Here is a 15,475-nt window from a genome sequence, read left to right as displayed (position 1 = left end):
GAGAGCGTAGTTCTCACTTAGCTATCATTCAAGTGTTGTTATCATTGATAGGATTGACGTAGCATGCGCGAGCCACTGATCATCACCTGCGGCGACGTCGCCCGCGGGGGAGGAGGCTCATCGTGCCCGTCGTCGTCGCGACTCCCCGCTTCCGCTTCTCCGATCTGATCACCTTCGCCGGATACCGGCAGGGTGCGATCGCTTTCCTGCAATACGGAACCGCCGTCGGCGCGGTCTATTTCGTGGTCGGCCCGTTGCTGGCGGCGATGGTGCCCGACGTCGGGTGGAGTCTGGGCGTGGTGTCGGCGGCACTGCTGGTGCGTGGCCTGCTGTCAGCCGGGATGGGCCCCTTGACAGGGTGGTTGGTGTCCAGGTTCGGGGTGCGGCCGATCGTGCTGATCGGCGGGGTGACCACGGCCGTGTGCACCGCACTGACCGGTCTGGTGCGCAATCCGGTCGAATTCATGATCGTGTTCGGTATCGCGCTGACGGTGGCCGACTCCTTCATGGGCTACACCCCTGCCGCCACGCTGGTGCAGAAGTGGTTTCTCGGCCGGCGCGCGGTGGTGATGGGATTCGTCAACTCCGGCGCCGGATTCGGCGGCCTGATCTTCGCGCCCCTGATGGGGCTGCTGGTCCGTGAGTTGGGCTGGCGGCATGCGATGTTCGCGCTGGCGGTGATCATCGCGCTTCTGGCGGTGCCCGCGCTGTGGCTGCGTGACGATCCGCGTGCGGCCGGGCAATGGGTGGACGGGGTCACCGGCCGGGAGATCCCGGCCGACGGCGAAACCGATGCCATCGGCACCGTGCAACAGCCCGTGCGTCGTATTCTGCGCAGTCCGGTGTTCTGGATGTTGTTCGTGGTCTTCGGGATCGAGGCCTGGTCGCTGGGAACCTATGCCGCGTATCAGGTGCTGTATCTGCGCAGTGTGGGCGTGGGTGAGCGGGTGTCCTCGGGCGCGCTGGGGATCGCGGCGGGGGTGGCGGCCTGCTCCGGAATCCTGTTGTCGCGCTTCAACGATCGGATCAGTCCGTACTACGTGCTGATCGCGTCGACGACGGCGATGACGACCGGGTCGGTGATCTTCGCCGCCGCGCGGTCGAGCCCGCCGCTGTACGTCTACTCGATCCTGTTCGGTGCGGGCTACGGCATGCTGGTGCCGACGGTCGCGGTCGCCCTCGGCCGGTATTACGGGGCGCGCAACTTCCCGCGGGCCTTCGGGGCGGGGCAGCTGGTGGCGGGCACGATGGGCGGGCTCGGCCCGTATCTGACCGGGCGCATCGTCGATGCCACGCACTCCTACGAGATCCCGGTGCATCTGGTGACCGGACTGCTCGCCGGATCGGTGGTGCTGGCCGTGGCGGCACGGCCACCGCGGCACGCGTTGCGCCCGGTACGGGAGGTCGATCCCGCGGCGCTTCCGGCAGCGGCCGCGCGGCCGCTGCCGGAACCGGCGGGAGACTGATCAGAGCTCGCCGGATTCGGCCGGGCGCGTGCCGGTTCCGGGATCGCGCGGGCCCTGGTCCAGCCGGAACGGCGGATACTCGTCACGCATCAGCGAGGCGTAGGCGCGCACCCGCAGGATCCACCGGTTCACGCCGAGGACGAAGGCGAACAGGCCCGCCGGATAGCGCCCGGAGAACAGCAGTGCGATGGCGGCGATGAGGACGAGGATGCCCAGCAGCGGAATCCATACCATCACCATCCCGTCGTCGTCTTCGCCCCAGTAGCGGGCACTGCCGACGAACGCCCACACGATCAGATACTGCGGGATCGCCAGCAGCCACCACTTGATCAGGACCAGGCCGCGGTGCAGCCGCTCGGGGTACTCGACGTCGAGATCGGCGGGATAACTCTCGTCGGGACGCAGGCTGAACGGCGGATACCGATCGGTGCCCAGTGCGGACAGCGCGTAGAAACGCACCCGCCACGACCAGCGCAGGACGCCGACATTGAAATCGAACAGGCCGCGGGGGTAGCGGCCGGTGATCAGAATCGCGAAGAACGCGATGACGGTCACCACCGAATACGCGATGTGCAGGAAGAACAGCACGATGTAGTGCGGAATGGCCAACAGCCACTTGACGATCCACTGCCAGCGCGACAGTGCGGGATCCAGATCGCCGCGCACATGGACCGGATACGACGTTGCCTGCGGATGCATGTCACTCTCCTTTCGGAGGACGCGGCCGCGATGCCGCGCCGGAAGATGACAATTGTTTCGCATCCGCGCGACATGGCCGGGCAATTCGGGTCGACACGCAGCGTGACCGGGTCGCTACAAGCGCAGGCGCGGCCCCGCGGCGATGGCTTGGCGGGCCATGTCCGAGGAGGCGTTGACCATCCCGGAGTCGTAGCGCTCGAGTACCACCGACTGGGTGGCGCGCAGGTGTGACCGCGCCAGCCGTTCGGCCTCGGCGTCGTCGCCGTCGGCGATCGCGGTGACCAGGCTGGCGTGGACCCGTGCGGCATCATGGGCCTGGGGCGTGGAGGGGTACTCGCCGCGCCGGGTCAGCGTCTCGGCCCAGGCCTGTTCCTGCGCCGACCAGAGCGTGACCAGGCTCGACACCACGCACCGCACCGTCGCGTTGGGGGTGAAGGCGACCACCAGATCGTGGAATTCGCGTGCGGTGCGGGTGAATTCCACGCCGTCGCCCACCACGCTCTCACAGGCCGCGATATTCGCCTCGAGTGCGGGCACGACCACCTCGGCGCGATCGGGTCGGCGCGCGCATTCGGCGGCGCAGAGGGGTTCGAGCATCTGCAGCGCGCCCGCCAGGTCGCCGAGGGTGACCCGGGCGCCCTGCAGGGCCAGGCCCAGATGGTAGGCGGCCGAGGATTCGTCGGGCCGGTGCACTTCGGCGCCGCCGACATTGCCGCGCCGCACGGTGACCAGTCCCTCGGTCTCGAGGATGCGCAGCGATTCCCGGATCGACGGGTAACTCACGCCGAATTCCTTGACCAGCTGGTCCTGGGTGGGCAGGCGGTAGTCGTCGTCGCCGGACAGGATGCGGGTACGCAGCTCGGAGGCGACGGTTTCGGCGATGCGGCGCTGCGGGATCCGCCCGCGCCGGGGGGTCGTCACGCGGGCTGCCTTGTTGTCATCGGGGAATTCTAACCAGCAGTTCCTGACCATTCAAATATTGCTATCCTTATGAGGATTGAAGTACCGTCGGATGATGGACTTCACGATGGGGGAGGCCGCTACCGAACTCCGAGATGAGTTGCGGCACTTGGTGACCGAACATGTCCCCATGGACTTCCTCGGTGCCTTCACCGATGATCCGGCGGATCTGGAGATCGCACAGCGCTTCTGTGGTCTGCTCGCCGAGCGCGGGCTGCTGTGCGCCGCGTGGCCGACCGAATTCGGCGGCCGCGGTGGTTCGGTGTGGGAGCAGACGGTGGTCCGCGAGGAGATGTGGGCCCATCATGAACCCCGCGGCGCCCAGTACATGGGTGTCAACTGGGTCGGGCCGACGATCATGCGCCACGGCACACCGGAACAGCAGCGCACCCATCTGCCGCCCATCGCGCGCGGTGAGGTGATCTGGTGCCAGGGTTTCAGCGAACCCGAGGCCGGTTCGGATCTGGCCTCGCTGCGCACCACCGCCCGCCGCGACGGCGCCGGCTGGCTGGTCAGCGGGCAGAAGATCTGGACCTCCTACGCCACCATGGCACAGTGGTGTTTCCTGTTGGCGCGCACCGATACCGGTGAGCGCAAGCAGCAGGGCCTGACCATCTTCCTGGTGCCGATGTCGGCGCCGGGGATCCAGGTACGCCCCATCCGGGCGATGATGGGTCCGCATCACCTCAACGAGGTCTTCTTCGACGATCTGCGCGTCACCGCCGCGGATGTGCTCGGCACGGTCGGTGAGGGCTGGAAGATCGTGCAGGAGGTGCTGGCCTTTGAACGGGTGGGCATCGCCCGCTACGCGCGCTGCGAGCGACTGTTGCGCGCCGCGCCCGAGGTACTGGGGCACCGCTGGGACGAGCTGCCCGCCGAACTGCGCGATCGCTGGGCCCGCATGCTGGTGCACTGCCGGCGGGCCCGGCTGCTGGCCTACCGCGTGGTCGCGATGCAGGCCGAGGACCGGGTGGCGCCCGGTGATGCCGCGGCCTATCGGATCGCGGTCACGCGGCTGGATCAGGACAGTGCCGAAGTGCTCACCGAGATCGCCGACCAGCTGCCCGCCGCGCCGGCCAGCGAGCGGGAGAGCTGGTTCCGGCGTGCGGTGGCCGACCACTGGCGGTATTCACAGGCCGCGACCATCGCCTCCGGAAGTATCGAAATGCAGCGACTGTTGTTGTCCCGAGCCATGCTGGCGGCATCATGAACATCGAATTGAGCAAGGAGGCGGCCGATTACGGCCGCGAGGCGATCCGGGCCTTCGAGACGGCCGGTGGGGACCGGCTGCTGGCCGACGCCGAGACCGGACCCGCGCGCCGCGCCGATGCGGTCGCTCCGGTGCTCGCGGAACTGGGCGCGTGGGAGCTGGATCCGCGTCGCGACGAGGACGATCTCGAGGCCGCGGGTGCGCTGTGCCGCAGTGCGGGCTACTGGGGCCTGCCGTATCCGGTCGCCGAGCGATTGGCCCGTCCCGTCGATCTCGACGTGGACGGTCTGCTGGTGGTGACCGAATCGGGGCCGCGCGCCGCGGTCGCGGATCTCGGCCTGCGCTGGGCCGCGGTCACCACGGAGGGCACACGGTTCACCGCGCGGCCGCTGCCCGACGGTGTGCCGCCGCGGACATCGGCGTTCGTGGTGCCGCTCGAACTGACCGTCGTGGACGAGGCCGGCGGCGCGGACGCGGCACTGGCCCTGACGCTGGGGTGCTGGACGCTGCTGGGCATGCTCGACCGCGCGATCGAGCTCACCCGCGCGCATGTGCTGCTGCGCACCCAGTTCGGACAGCCGCTCGCGAAATTCCAGAGCGTGCAGTTCCAGCTCGCCGACGCCGAGGTGGAACGCAACGGCGTCGACGTCCTGGCCAAGTACGCGCTGTGGAGTGTGCGCTGCGGTGGGGCCGAGGCCCTCGCGGATGCGCTGGCCGCGCGGACGGCCGCACTCGACGCCGCGGAGATCGTCTTCCGGGTCGCCCACCAGTTGCACGGTGCGGTCGGATTCTGCGACGAATCGACGTTGTCGTGGTTGTCGCGCTACAGCCTGCCGTTGCGCCGGTTGCCGTGGGCGAGTTCGGGCACCCGTGACCGGCTGACCCGGCAGCTCGGAACGCGAGGGCTGAGCGGGCTGTTCGACACCGATCGGGACGCAGCGGCTGCGAGTCGGCAGTGAATGCACAGCTGCGTGCAATGCGAAATGGCGGTACATGCCTGTGACGGACGACCATTCGAACTACGACCTGCCCGATGTGCTGACCGTGACGGCTACCGGCCCGGTCCGGACGGTGACCATCGATCGCCCCGCGGAACTGAACGCCGTGAACGCACCGCTGCACTGGGCGCTGGCGAATGTCTGGCGGCAGCTGGCCGCCGACACCGCCGCGAAGGTGGTCGTCGTGACCGGTGCCGGGCGGGCGTTCAGCGCGGGGGGCGATCTGGATTGGATCACGTCGTTCCTCGACGATCCGGTGGCGCGTGCGGAGAGTCTGCGTGAGGGCGCGCAGATCATCGAGGAGATGTTGCGGTTTCCGCTGCCGGTGATCGCGGCGGTGAACGGTCCCGCGATGGGACTCGGAGCCAGTGTCGCGGTGCTGTCGGATGTCGTACTGATGTCGCGTACCGCGTATCTGGCCGATCCGCATGTGAGTGTGGGCCTGGTCGCCGGGGACGGAGGCGCGGCGTTCTGGCCGTTGCTCACCCCGCTGCTGCGATCCCGGATCTACCTCTACACCGGGGATCGCATCGACGCGCCCACCGCGGTGGATCTGGGCCTGGCCACCTCGATATCGGAACCGGACGAACTCGCCGAGGATGCCATGCGGCTGGCGCAGCGGCTGGCCGCACAGCCCGCGCCCGCGCTTCGTGCCACCAAACGGGTGGCGAACATGTACTTGTCGCAGGCGTTGAGTGGGGCGATGCAGGCGGGTTTCGCCGCCGAGTCGGTCACCATGTGTTCCCCGGAGCACCGCGAGCGACTGCTGGCACTGCGCGCACGGGCGGGGAGGTGATCGATGGAATCGCCGGCCGAATTCCGGGCCCGGGTGCGTGACTGGTGCGCGGCGAACATTCCGCCCGACTGGCGGGCCGCGCAGACCGGTGCCACCGATGCCGATTTCGTGTCCTTCCAGCAGGCGTGGTTCCAGCGGTTGCGCGCGGCCGGATTCGCGGTGCCGCACTGGCCCTCGCAGTGGGGCGGCGGAATGCCGGTCGAACAGCAGGCGGTGCTGTATTCGGAACTGGCCGCACACGACGCGCCACGCCTGGTCCTGGCCTTCGTATCGATCCATCACGCCGCGGCCACGCTGCTCGCCGCGGGTACCGCCGAACAACGACAGCGGCATCTGCCCGCGATCGCGGACGGGGAGATCTGGTGTCAGGGCTTCTCCGAGCCGGGCGCCGGATCCGATCTGGCGGCGTTGACTACCTCGGCGCGGCGTCGCGGTGACACCTATGTGGTCAACGGCCGCAAACTGTGGGCCAGCGGTGCCACCTTCGCCGACTGGTGCCTGCTGCTGGCCCGGACCGATCCGGATGCGCCCAAGCGGCACGGTATTTCGTACTTCCTGATGGATATGCGCTCACCCGGTGTCGAGGTGCGGCCGATCCAGCAGGCGACCGGGGAGTGGCATTTCTGCGAGATCTTCCTCGACGACGTCGAGATCCCGGCCGCGAACATGATCGGGCCGGAGAACCAGGGCTGGCAGGTCGCGCAGCAGACACTGGGGGCCGAACGCGGGATGACGATGCTGGAACTGGCCGAGCGACTGGCGCACGGCGGATTCGGGCGGCTGGTGCGGCTGTGCGCCGCGCCCCGGCCCGGCGGCGGAAGCGCATCCGACGATCCGGTGGTGTGCGATCGGCTCGCCCGGCTCGAGACCGAGCTGACCGCCTTGCGCGGGTTGTGCGCCGAACTGGTGGCCGCCGAGACGCCCGGGCCCGCCGACGCGTCGATCGTGAAGTTGTACTACAGCGAACTACTACAGCGGCTCATGGACTTCGGGACCGAGATCGCCGGGACGAGTACCCACGCGGTGATCCGCACACCGCGGTCCAGCGGCTGGGAATCGGGAGCGTGGATGCTCGACTTCCTCGGGTCCTGGGAATGGACGATTCCCGGCGGCACCAGCGAGATCCAGCGCACCATCATCGCCGAACGCGGACTGGGCCTGCCGCGGGAACCGGTGGTGCCGCGATGACGGGGCAGCTGTCGCGGCCGGTGGGCGAATTCACCGAGCTGCACGAGGAGTTGCGCACCGTCGCGCGGGACATCCTCACCACGACCGCCGCGGGCACCGCGCAGGACTGGCCGGCGATCGTTGCCGCGGACTGGCCGGGACTCGAGATCGACGACGAATTCGACGGTGCCGGAGTCACTTTCGCCGAGGTGGCGGTGGTGCTGCGGGAGATGGGCCGGGCCTTGACCCGCAGCCCGTACGCGTCGGTCGCGGTCGCGGTGGCCGCGCTGGCCCGGGCCGAGCCGTCCGCTGCGCGGGACGCGCTGCTTCGCGAGACCGCCGCCGGCGCGGCCGTTCCGGTGCTGGCGCTGAGCGGGAGCACCGGGCCGGCCGATCCGCCGTTCACGATCTCGCGCGGCCGTGCCGGGACAACCGTCACGGGCGCAACGGAATTCGCCGCCGATGTCGCCGGGGCGACCACCGTGCTGCTGCCGGCGCGCGACACCGACGGGACCACCGTCCTGGTGACGACCCGGCCGACCGGCCCCGGAATATCGGTCACCGCGCAACCGTGCCTGGACACCACACGTGAATTCGGCACCCTGTCCGCGCGCACGGCGGTCGTCGACGACGAGGCGGTGTGGCGGTGGGGTACCGAGGGACCCGATGCGCTGACCGCGGCGGTGCGCCGGCAGACGGTCGTGACCGCGATCGACAGTCTCGGCCTGGCCGAGGGGGCACTCGCGGCCACTGTCGAGCACGTTCGCACCCGCGAGCAGTTCGGCCGGCCGGTCGGCTCGTTCCAGGCCGTCAAGCACGCCTGCGCCGACATGCTGGTGAGTCTGCGAATCGGCACGCAACTGGTCGGGGCCGCGACGACCGCCGAGGTCCGCGACGACCCGGACGCCTGGATCGCCGCCGCGCGGGCCAAGTCCTACACCTGCGCAGCCGCGGTCGACATCGCCGGCAAAGCCGTTCAGCTGCACGGAGGAATGGGCTACACGTGGGAGAGCGGCATCCACCGTTACCTGGAACGTGCGACCCTGAACCGATCGCTGTACGGATCACCGTCCGAGCACCGCGCGCGGCTCGCTGCCCGCTACCGGGACCCGCACTTCACGCCCTGACGCGGTGCTCGGTGGTGGTCGCAGTGCGGTCGTGCGGTGCGAGCGTGGCCGTCAGCGAGCCGTCCACCCACCGTCGACCACGATGGTCTGGCCGGTGACATAGGCCGCCGCGTCGCCCGCGAGCCACGCGACGGCGCCGACGACGTCTTCCGGGGTGCCGTGCCGGGGGAGCGGGGTATTGCGGCGCAGGTACTCCAGGGACCGCTCGTTGTCGTACAGCGGCGCGGTGATCTCGCTGCGGAAGAAGCCCGGCGCCACGGTGTTCACCCGGATCGAATGCCGCGCCCACTGCACGGCCAATTCGGCGGTGAGCCCGGACAATCCAGCCTTGCTGGCCGCATACGACGCCTGTGGGATGCCGGGGACGCCGACTCGTCCGCTGATCGAGGAGATGTTGACGATGCTGCCGCGCCCGGCCGCGCGCATGTGCTCGAACATCGCCTGCGACAGCAACAGCGGGGCCGCGAGGTTCAGCTCCAGGGTCGAGCGGATCGCCGGCAGTGGTTCGGATTCGGCGCGCTCCTCGGTGAACATGCTGCCCGCCGCGTTGACCAGGATCTGCGGTGGTCCCAGCTCGGTGGCGGCCGCATCGACGACCGCACCGATCCGGTCCAGCTCCGACAGATCTCCCGCGACCGCGAAACCGCCTATCTCCTGGGCCAATTCGGCCAGTCGGTCGGCCCGCCGGGCCACCACGGCGACGTGCGCGCCGAGGGCGGCGAGGCTGCGCGCTACGGCGGCGCCGAGGCCGGAGGACGCGCCCGTCACGATGGCGACCCGCCCTGTGAGATCGAACAGTTCGGTGCCGGACAGCTGGTGCTCGCTCACGCGTCGTTCCTTTCGGCCCGGGTGGTCGTCGCCGGATCCCGTCCGACGAGATCGGCCAGTCCGGTGCGTTGCAGTTTGCCCATCGCGTTGACCGGCAGCGTCTCGACCTGGGTCCAGGATTCGGGCACCTTGTATCCGGCGAGCTCGCGCCGGCACAGTTCGGTGAGCGCGGCGAAATCCAAAGCGGGACCGGTACTCTCGACGACCGCGGCGACCCGCTGACCCAGGCGCTCGTCGGGGACGGCGCAGACTCCGACCGCGGCCACCTCGGGATGGGCGGCGATCACCCGCTCGACCTCGAGCGGGTAGACGTTGGCCCCGCCACGGATGATCACCAGCTTCTTGCGGTCGATCACGCGCAGCCAGCCGTCCTCGACGGTTCCGATGTCGCCGGTGGGCAATGCGGCGGTGTCGATCGGGCGGACCCGCCCGTCGTCCCAGTGCCCCAGCGCCGGAGCCCAGCGGTGGGCCCACGGTCCGGACGTGGCGGGCGCCAAGCGCAATTCGCCGGGTTCACCGGGTGGCAGGCGGCGGCCCGAGTCGTCATGGGCCGCGACATCGAGATGTGGTTGAACCTGCCCGCTGGTCGCGCTGCGCCACTGCGCACCGGGGGGATCGATCGAGACGACGGTCGGTGCCTCGGTGAGGCCGTAGGTGACGCGCGGAACGACGTCGTGAGCATCGGCGAAGGCGGTCCGCACGGCGTCGAGGGTGTCGCTGCCACCGCTCCACACCTCCTGTAGCGAACCGAGATCGTCGGTGCGCCGGGCCAGATCGTAGATCTGGGCGGGCGCACCGTTCCAGACCGTGACCCGGTGCGCGGCAATCCATTCCGCGACACCGGCGGCGTCGCGGCGATCCATGATCACCGCGCACCCGCCGGCTTGGGCGGTGGTGAGGGTGGACAGGATCATCATGTTGAGGATGGTCATCGCGAAGCTGTCACCGCGGCGTAGCTCGGGGCCCCAGCCCCGGGTGGCCACCGTCACCGCGCCGGGCAGCAGCATGCCGCGCTGCGAGTGCACCACGGCCTTGGGATGTCCCGAGGTGCCGCTGGTGAAGCCGATACCCGCGGGCGCGTCCGGATCGATGTCGACGCGAGGTGCCGGTTCGGCGCCGGCGAGCGCATCGGCCCACCGGTCCGGGTCCACCGCGGCGCTCGCCGTGGCCCGGAATCGCGGGCCCGCCAGCACCACCGACGGTTCCACCAGATCGCACAGCGACTGTTGTTCACCCGCGCTCGCCGCCTCGCCGATTCCGGCCCAGATCGCGCCGATGCGTTGTGCACCGTGGAAGGCCGCCACGATCGCGAGGTCGTTGGGCAGGCAGGCGGCGACCCGATCGCCCGGCCGCACCCCGAGGCTCCACAGGGCCCCGGCCGCGCGTCCGGCCTGCTCGTCGAGCTCACGGTAGCTCCACGCGCCGGACGCGGCCTCGATCGCCGTCGCCTCCGGCCGTGCGGACAACATCGGGTCCAGGATCGTCGCGATCGATGCGGGAGTCCGCCCGCCGCTGTTTACAGTGCCCACCGAACCTTGATATCACTATCCTTGTAAAGATTCATCAGATAGCCTGAAGGCGTTGCCCCCGAGGACCGTTCGCTCAGCCGGATGGCCGGGTGGGGTCCCATCGGCGTGGTCCCTGTCGTGGTGCGCGCCGAATTCGCCGGTGCGAAATACCGAACCAGGGAGGCCCGCGAGCATGCAGCCGCCGAATATCTCCACTCGGGCCGCGGGGCCGCTGTCGGGTGTGCGGGTCATCGATCTGACCGCGATGGTCATGGGTCCGTACTGCACGCAGATCATGGCGGACATGGGCGCGGAGGTGATCAAGATCGAGCCGCCCGCCGGTGACAACACCCGCTACATCTCCGCCGGGCCCGAACCCGGAATGGGCGGGGTGTTCGTCAACGTCAATCGCGGGAAGCGCAGTGTCGTGCTGGATCTGCGCAGCGACGCCGGAGCCGCTGCACTGCGCGAACTGATCGGCACCGGTGACGTGTTCATCCACTCGATGCGCGGGCGGGCGATCACGGCACTGGGGTTCGACTACGAATCGGTCGCCGCACTCAATCCGGCCATCGTCTACACCAATTGCTACGGTTACGGCCGTCGCGGTCCCGATGCCGATCGCACCGCCTACGACGACACCGTGCAGGCCGAATGCGGGCTGCCGTACGTGCAACAGCGGCTGACCGGGCACACCGGCTACGTCGGCACGATCATGGCCGACAAGATCGCCGGGCTGACCGCGCTCTACGCCACCATGATGGCCCTGTTCCACCGCGAACGCACCGGCGAGGGCCAGGAGGTCGAGGTCGCGATGTTCGAGACCATGGCGGCATTCATGCTGGTCGAACACGCGGCCGGAGCATTGTTCGATCCCGCGCCGGCGCCGCCGGGCTATCCGCGCGCCCTGACACCCGATCGCAAGCCCTACCGCACCGCCGACGGGTATCTGGCCGCACTGGTCTACAACGACAAACAGTGGAACGCCTTCGTCGCGGCGGTCCAGCCCGCCTGGGCCACCACGGAATTCGCGACGCTGGCCCAGCGTGCGGCCCGGATCGACGAGGTCTACGCGCTGCTCGCCGAGACGTTCCGGGAACGCACGACAGCGCAGTGGCTGGCACTGCTGGGCTCGCTCGACATTCCGGCGGCCCCGGTGAACACCCTGGCCGATCTGTTCGACAACGAACATCTCGCGGCGGTCGGATTCTTCGAAACGGTCGAGACCCCGAACGGCCCGGTGCGGTTCCCCGGACCACCGGCCTGGTTCTCGCGCACGCCCGGACATGTGGCCGGTCCCGCGCCGCGGCTGGGTGCGCACACCGACACGGTCCTGGGCGATCTGCCGGGTCTGGCGCGCGCCGACGCGGGCGGAGCGACAGCATGACGATCGTGCGCGATCCAGCGGCACTGGACTGGAGCGAAATCCTGCGTCCCGGTGACCATCTGGTGATCGGGCAGGCCTGCGGCGAACCCACCACCCTGGTCGAGACGCTGCTGGCACAGGCCGCGCAGATCGGTGCACTGAGCGCCTTCGTCGCCACCAGTTTCTCCGGTGTGTTCACTCCCGAATCCACCGCGGGCCTGCGCATGCGCAGTATGGGTGCGATCGGCGCGTTGCGGTCGCTGACCGCCGCGCACGCCCTCGACGTGATCAGCTGCCATGTCGGGCAGGTCGGACCCATGATCGAGTCCGGTGCCCTGCCCTGTGACTGTGCGGTGATCCAGGTCGCCCCTGCCGATCGCGACGGTGACCACAGTCTCGGACTGATCGCCGATCACGTCGCCGCCGCGGTGCGCACCGCGCGGGTCGTGGTGGCCGAGATCAACGATCAGGTACCGCGGGTACCCGGTGCGTCGATCGCGGGCAGCGAGATCGACTACGCGGTGCGGGTGTCGCGCCCACCGGTGACCGTCGCCCCCGCCCGGATCGGCCCGGTCGACGAGGCGATCGCCGCGCACGCGGCCGCCTACATCGGTGACGGTGCGGTGTTGCAGACCGGCATCGGCGCGGTCCCCGACGCACTGTTGCGCGCGCTCACCGACCGCAGGGATCTGGGCGTGCACTCGGGCATGATCGGCGACGGCCTGGTGGATCTGGTCGCCTCCGGCGCGGTCACCAACGCGCGCAAGCGAATCGACACCGGCGTGTCGGTCACCGGCGCGCTCATCGGCAGCCGCCGCCTCTACGATTTCGCCGACCGAAATCCCGCGATCCGGTTGTGCCCGGCGACCTACACGCACGACCCGGCGGTCCTGGCGAGAATCGACGATCTGATCACGATCAACTCCGCGATGCAGATCGACCTCACCGGTCAGGTGAACGCCGAACAGCACGGGTCGTCCTATCTGGGTGGCACCGGCGGCCAGGTCGATTTCGTACGCGCCGGAGCCCGCTCGCGGGGCGGGCACGCCATCATCGCCCTGCCGGCCACCGCCAAGGGCGGCACCGTGAGCCGGATCAGCGCGGCCCTAGCGGGCCCGGTCACCACGGCGCGCAGTGAGGTCGACATCGTCGTCACCGAATACGGTGCGGCCGAACTGGCCGGGCGCACCCTCGCGGAGCGCGCCCGCCGGCTCACCGAGATCGCCCATCCCGACTTCCGCGCCGACCTGGAACAGGCCGCCGCCCAGATCATGAAGCGAGGTTTCTGAATGCCCGGCCTACCGGACGCCGCCGATGCGGTGCTGTTCGATGCTCGCGACGACGGTATCGCCGTCATCACCCTCAATCGCCCGGACCGGCGCAACTGCCTCGATGCGGACGTTCGCGCGGGCCTGACCGCGGCGTGGGACCGCTTCGAACACGATGCGGCACTGCGGATCGCGATCCTCACCGGCACGGGAGACAAGGCGTTCTGCGCGGGTGGCGATCTCGCCGAGATGGTAGCCACCGGTATGCGGGTGCCGCCCCGGGACATGTACGCACTGCCCTACGACACCATCGAATTGTCGAAACCGACCATCGCCGCGGTGAACGGAGCGGCGTACGCGGGCGGCTGGATGATCGCGCAGGCCTGTGATCTGTGTGTAGCGACCACCACCGCGCGCTTCGCCATCAGCGAGGTGAAGGTCGGTCGCAGTTCGCCCTGGGCGGCGCCGCTGATCCATATGATCCCGCAGCGGATCATGATGGAGCTGTTGCTCACCGGCGCCCCGATCGATGCGCACCGCGCCTATGAGATCGGGCTGGTGAACCGGCTGGCCGAACCTGATCGCCTGCTTCCTGTCGCGATCGAACTGGCTCACGAAATACTCAGTGGCGCACCACTTTCGGTGCGCGCCGCGCGTGAGACGGTTATGCTCGCCACCGAGATGGGCCGATCGGCGGCACTGCGGGCGGCGCGTGCCGCCAGCGAGTGGTGCTACAACAGTGAGGACGCGCAGGAGGGTCCGGCAGCCTTCGCCGCACACCGGCCGCCGGTGTGGAAGGGGTGTTGACCGATGCCTGTTCCGCCCAGTTATGCGTCCACCTGCCGAAATGTGATGTGGGGCAAAAGTTGGCACAAATGAGACCCTTGTCACATGCCGACTAAACGACCTACTGTGTGTTCAGTAGGTTGCTTCGACCAAAGGAGTTCGGTGTCCGGTCAGCGACGGCCAGCAAATGTTCGGGCCTATGACACGCTGCTCGCCAAGGGCGAGGAGCGCAAACTCCGCATCCTCGCGGTGGCGCAGCGCATGCTCGCCCGCAACGGATGGCGGTCGACGACCCTCGCGCAGATCGCACGGGAAGCCGGAGTAACGCCCGCCGGGCTGTTGCACCACTTCGAATCGAAGGATCAACTGCTGCACGCGGTACTCGAGGCCCGCGACACCGATGACGAGATGCACGCCGATCGGACGGGCGATCTGGTCGAGCAGATCGCCGGCGTTGCCGACCGGTTCCGGCGCTCACCCGATCTGATCGGCATGTACGCCGTGCTGCTGATCGAGAACCTCGAACCCGATGCGCCCCTGCACGATCGGCTGCTGGGCCGGTATCGGGCCGCCACCGAGCAGGTGGCCGAGAGTATCCGGCGCGGACAGCGCTGCGGGCGCTACAGCGCCGATGTTGACCCTGCCGTCAAGGCTGTGGAGATTGTCGCTTTTCTCAATGGAATGGAAACGTCATGGCTGCTCGATCCCTCGATTCCACTGACCAAGGTGTTCCAGGAGTACGCTCTGTCACTCGAACGCGAGCTGACGCGCAACGACGTCCGTTGAAGTACCGGCTGGGTGTGGTGGCGCCGACGGTGACCGAAGTGGTCCGCTGCGCCGGCGGCTGGTTGTTCGACCGCGGAATGGCGGGCTGGGAAGTCACCGTCATCGTCGCCGACCCGACGCACTCCCGAGCGCTGGACATCCTCGGTGCGATCGTGCTCGATCTGGAAGATTCGCTGTCCTCGCCCGCCCACGAACTGCATCCGGACGCGGTGGCACTGGCCGGGGAACTGTTCGAGTCCGACGACCGGATCCGCTGCGGTGTCCTCGAGACGCTGGACCGCGGCGGGTCGGAGGTCACCCTGCTGGGCGAGCACTGTCCCAGCGAGCTGGACTGCCGCGTCGACACCGTGCAACACCGATTGAGTGTCGCCGCACGGGCTTTCAAGAAGCAGGCACTGGCTGCCGCGGGGATCGTGGTGCCCACGGTGGCTCCGCTCGAGACCTTCCGCAGCGGAGCTCCGGTGTGGGCACCTCCGGTGGACCTGGTACCGGTGGCGGGGTAGTCCGTGG

At 69.1% G+C, this 15,475-nt stretch carries 15 protein-coding genes; 11 read left to right on the top strand and 4 right to left on the bottom strand.

The annotated features are described in order from the left end of the window. Positions 1 to 122: 122 nt before the first annotated feature. Positions 123 to 1,466, top strand: a complete 1,344-nt coding sequence (locus AB0L57_RS02900) for an MFS transporter (protein ID WP_364956087.1) — start codon at positions 123 to 125, stop codon at positions 1,464 to 1,466. On the opposite strand, the gene AB0L57_RS02895 is transcribed toward AB0L57_RS02900, so the two are convergent. Both AB0L57_RS02895 and AB0L57_RS02890 read right to left on the bottom strand, forming a co-directional pair. Then, positions 1,467 to 2,165, bottom strand: coding sequence for a DUF4389 domain-containing protein (locus tag AB0L57_RS02895; protein WP_364956084.1), 699 nt, complete (start codon positions 2,163 to 2,165; stop codon positions 1,467 to 1,469). Positions 2,166 to 2,279: 114 nt separating this feature from the next. After that, positions 2,280 to 3,086 (bottom strand): FCD domain-containing protein, encoded by an 807-nt coding sequence (locus AB0L57_RS02890; RefSeq protein ID WP_364956081.1) that lies wholly within the window; start codon positions 3,084 to 3,086, stop codon positions 2,280 to 2,282. Positions 3,087 to 3,180: 94 nt separating this feature from the next. Between AB0L57_RS02890 and AB0L57_RS02885 the strand changes: the two genes are divergently transcribed. Genes AB0L57_RS02885 through AB0L57_RS02865 form a run of 5 tightly spaced genes read left to right on the top strand, consistent with a single transcriptional unit; the run spans position 3,181 to position 8,423 of the window. Further along, a complete protein-coding gene (locus tag AB0L57_RS02885; RefSeq protein WP_364956077.1) occupies positions 3,181 to 4,335 on the top strand; it encodes an acyl-CoA dehydrogenase family protein in 1,155 nt (384 codons plus the stop codon). After that, entirely contained in the window at positions 4,332 to 5,294 is a 963-nt protein-coding gene (locus tag AB0L57_RS02880; RefSeq protein ID WP_364956074.1) for an acyl-CoA dehydrogenase family protein, read from the top strand. Before AB0L57_RS02885 ends, AB0L57_RS02880 begins: the two co-directional genes overlap by 4 nt. A gap of 34 nt (positions 5,295 to 5,328) precedes the next feature. Then, positions 5,329 to 6,129, top strand: coding sequence for an enoyl-CoA hydratase-related protein (locus tag AB0L57_RS02875; protein ID WP_364956071.1), 801 nt, complete (start codon positions 5,329 to 5,331; stop codon positions 6,127 to 6,129). 3 nt (positions 6,130 to 6,132) lie between these two features. Further along, positions 6,133 to 7,317, top strand: a complete 1,185-nt coding sequence (locus AB0L57_RS02870) for an acyl-CoA dehydrogenase family protein (protein ID WP_364956068.1) — start codon at positions 6,133 to 6,135, stop codon at positions 7,315 to 7,317. Further along, the gene (locus AB0L57_RS02865; protein WP_364956065.1) at positions 7,314 to 8,423 is read left to right on the top strand and encodes an acyl-CoA dehydrogenase family protein; all 1,110 of its coding nucleotides are present in this window, start codon (positions 7,314 to 7,316) and stop codon (positions 8,421 to 8,423) included. Before AB0L57_RS02870 ends, AB0L57_RS02865 begins: the two co-directional genes overlap by 4 nt. A gap of 51 nt (positions 8,424 to 8,474) precedes the next feature. On the opposite strand, the gene AB0L57_RS02860 is transcribed toward AB0L57_RS02865, so the two are convergent. Next, positions 8,475 to 9,251, bottom strand: coding sequence for an SDR family oxidoreductase (locus AB0L57_RS02860; protein WP_364956063.1), 777 nt, complete (start codon positions 9,249 to 9,251; stop codon positions 8,475 to 8,477). Then, on the bottom strand, positions 9,248 to 10,780 hold the full coding sequence (locus AB0L57_RS02855) for a class I adenylate-forming enzyme family protein (protein WP_364956060.1): 1,533 nt from the start codon (positions 10,778 to 10,780) through the stop codon (positions 9,248 to 9,250). Before AB0L57_RS02855 ends, AB0L57_RS02860 begins: the two co-directional genes overlap by 4 nt. Positions 10,781 to 10,952: 172 nt before the next feature. On the opposite strand from AB0L57_RS02855, the gene AB0L57_RS02850 reads away from it, so the two are divergent. The 5 genes from AB0L57_RS02850 to AB0L57_RS02830 all read left to right on the top strand — a co-directional run bounded on the left by AB0L57_RS02850 (position 10,953) and on the right by AB0L57_RS02830 (position 15,468). After that, complete coding sequence (locus AB0L57_RS02850; RefSeq protein WP_364956058.1) at positions 10,953 to 12,146, top strand: CoA transferase; 1,194 nt, start codon at positions 10,953 to 10,955, stop codon at positions 12,144 to 12,146. Then, complete coding sequence (locus tag AB0L57_RS02845; RefSeq protein ID WP_364956054.1) at positions 12,143 to 13,414, top strand: acetyl-CoA hydrolase/transferase C-terminal domain-containing protein; 1,272 nt, start codon at positions 12,143 to 12,145, stop codon at positions 13,412 to 13,414. Before AB0L57_RS02850 ends, AB0L57_RS02845 begins: the two co-directional genes overlap by 4 nt. Further along, positions 13,415 to 14,200: an enoyl-CoA hydratase-related protein gene (locus AB0L57_RS02840; protein ID WP_364956051.1), complete on the top strand. Its 786-nt coding sequence runs from the start codon at positions 13,415 to 13,417 to the stop codon at positions 14,198 to 14,200. A 141-nt stretch (positions 14,201 to 14,341) separates the two neighbouring features. Further along, complete coding sequence (locus tag AB0L57_RS02835) at positions 14,342 to 14,965, top strand: TetR family transcriptional regulator (protein WP_364956048.1); 624 nt, start codon at positions 14,342 to 14,344, stop codon at positions 14,963 to 14,965. Continuing rightward, entirely contained in the window at positions 14,962 to 15,468 is a 507-nt protein-coding gene (locus AB0L57_RS02830; protein WP_364956045.1) for a hypothetical protein, read from the top strand. Before AB0L57_RS02835 ends, AB0L57_RS02830 begins: the two co-directional genes overlap by 4 nt. The last annotated feature ends 7 nt before the right edge of the window (positions 15,469 to 15,475 follow it).

Origin of the sequence: Nocardia sp. NPDC052254 (genome assembly GCF_040679495.1) — a bacterium.
Classification (GTDB): Bacteria; Actinomycetota; Actinomycetes; order Mycobacteriales; family Mycobacteriaceae; genus Nocardia.
The sequence above is the reverse complement of the archived record's forward strand: the minus strand, read 5'-3'. Positions and strand labels throughout refer to the sequence as shown.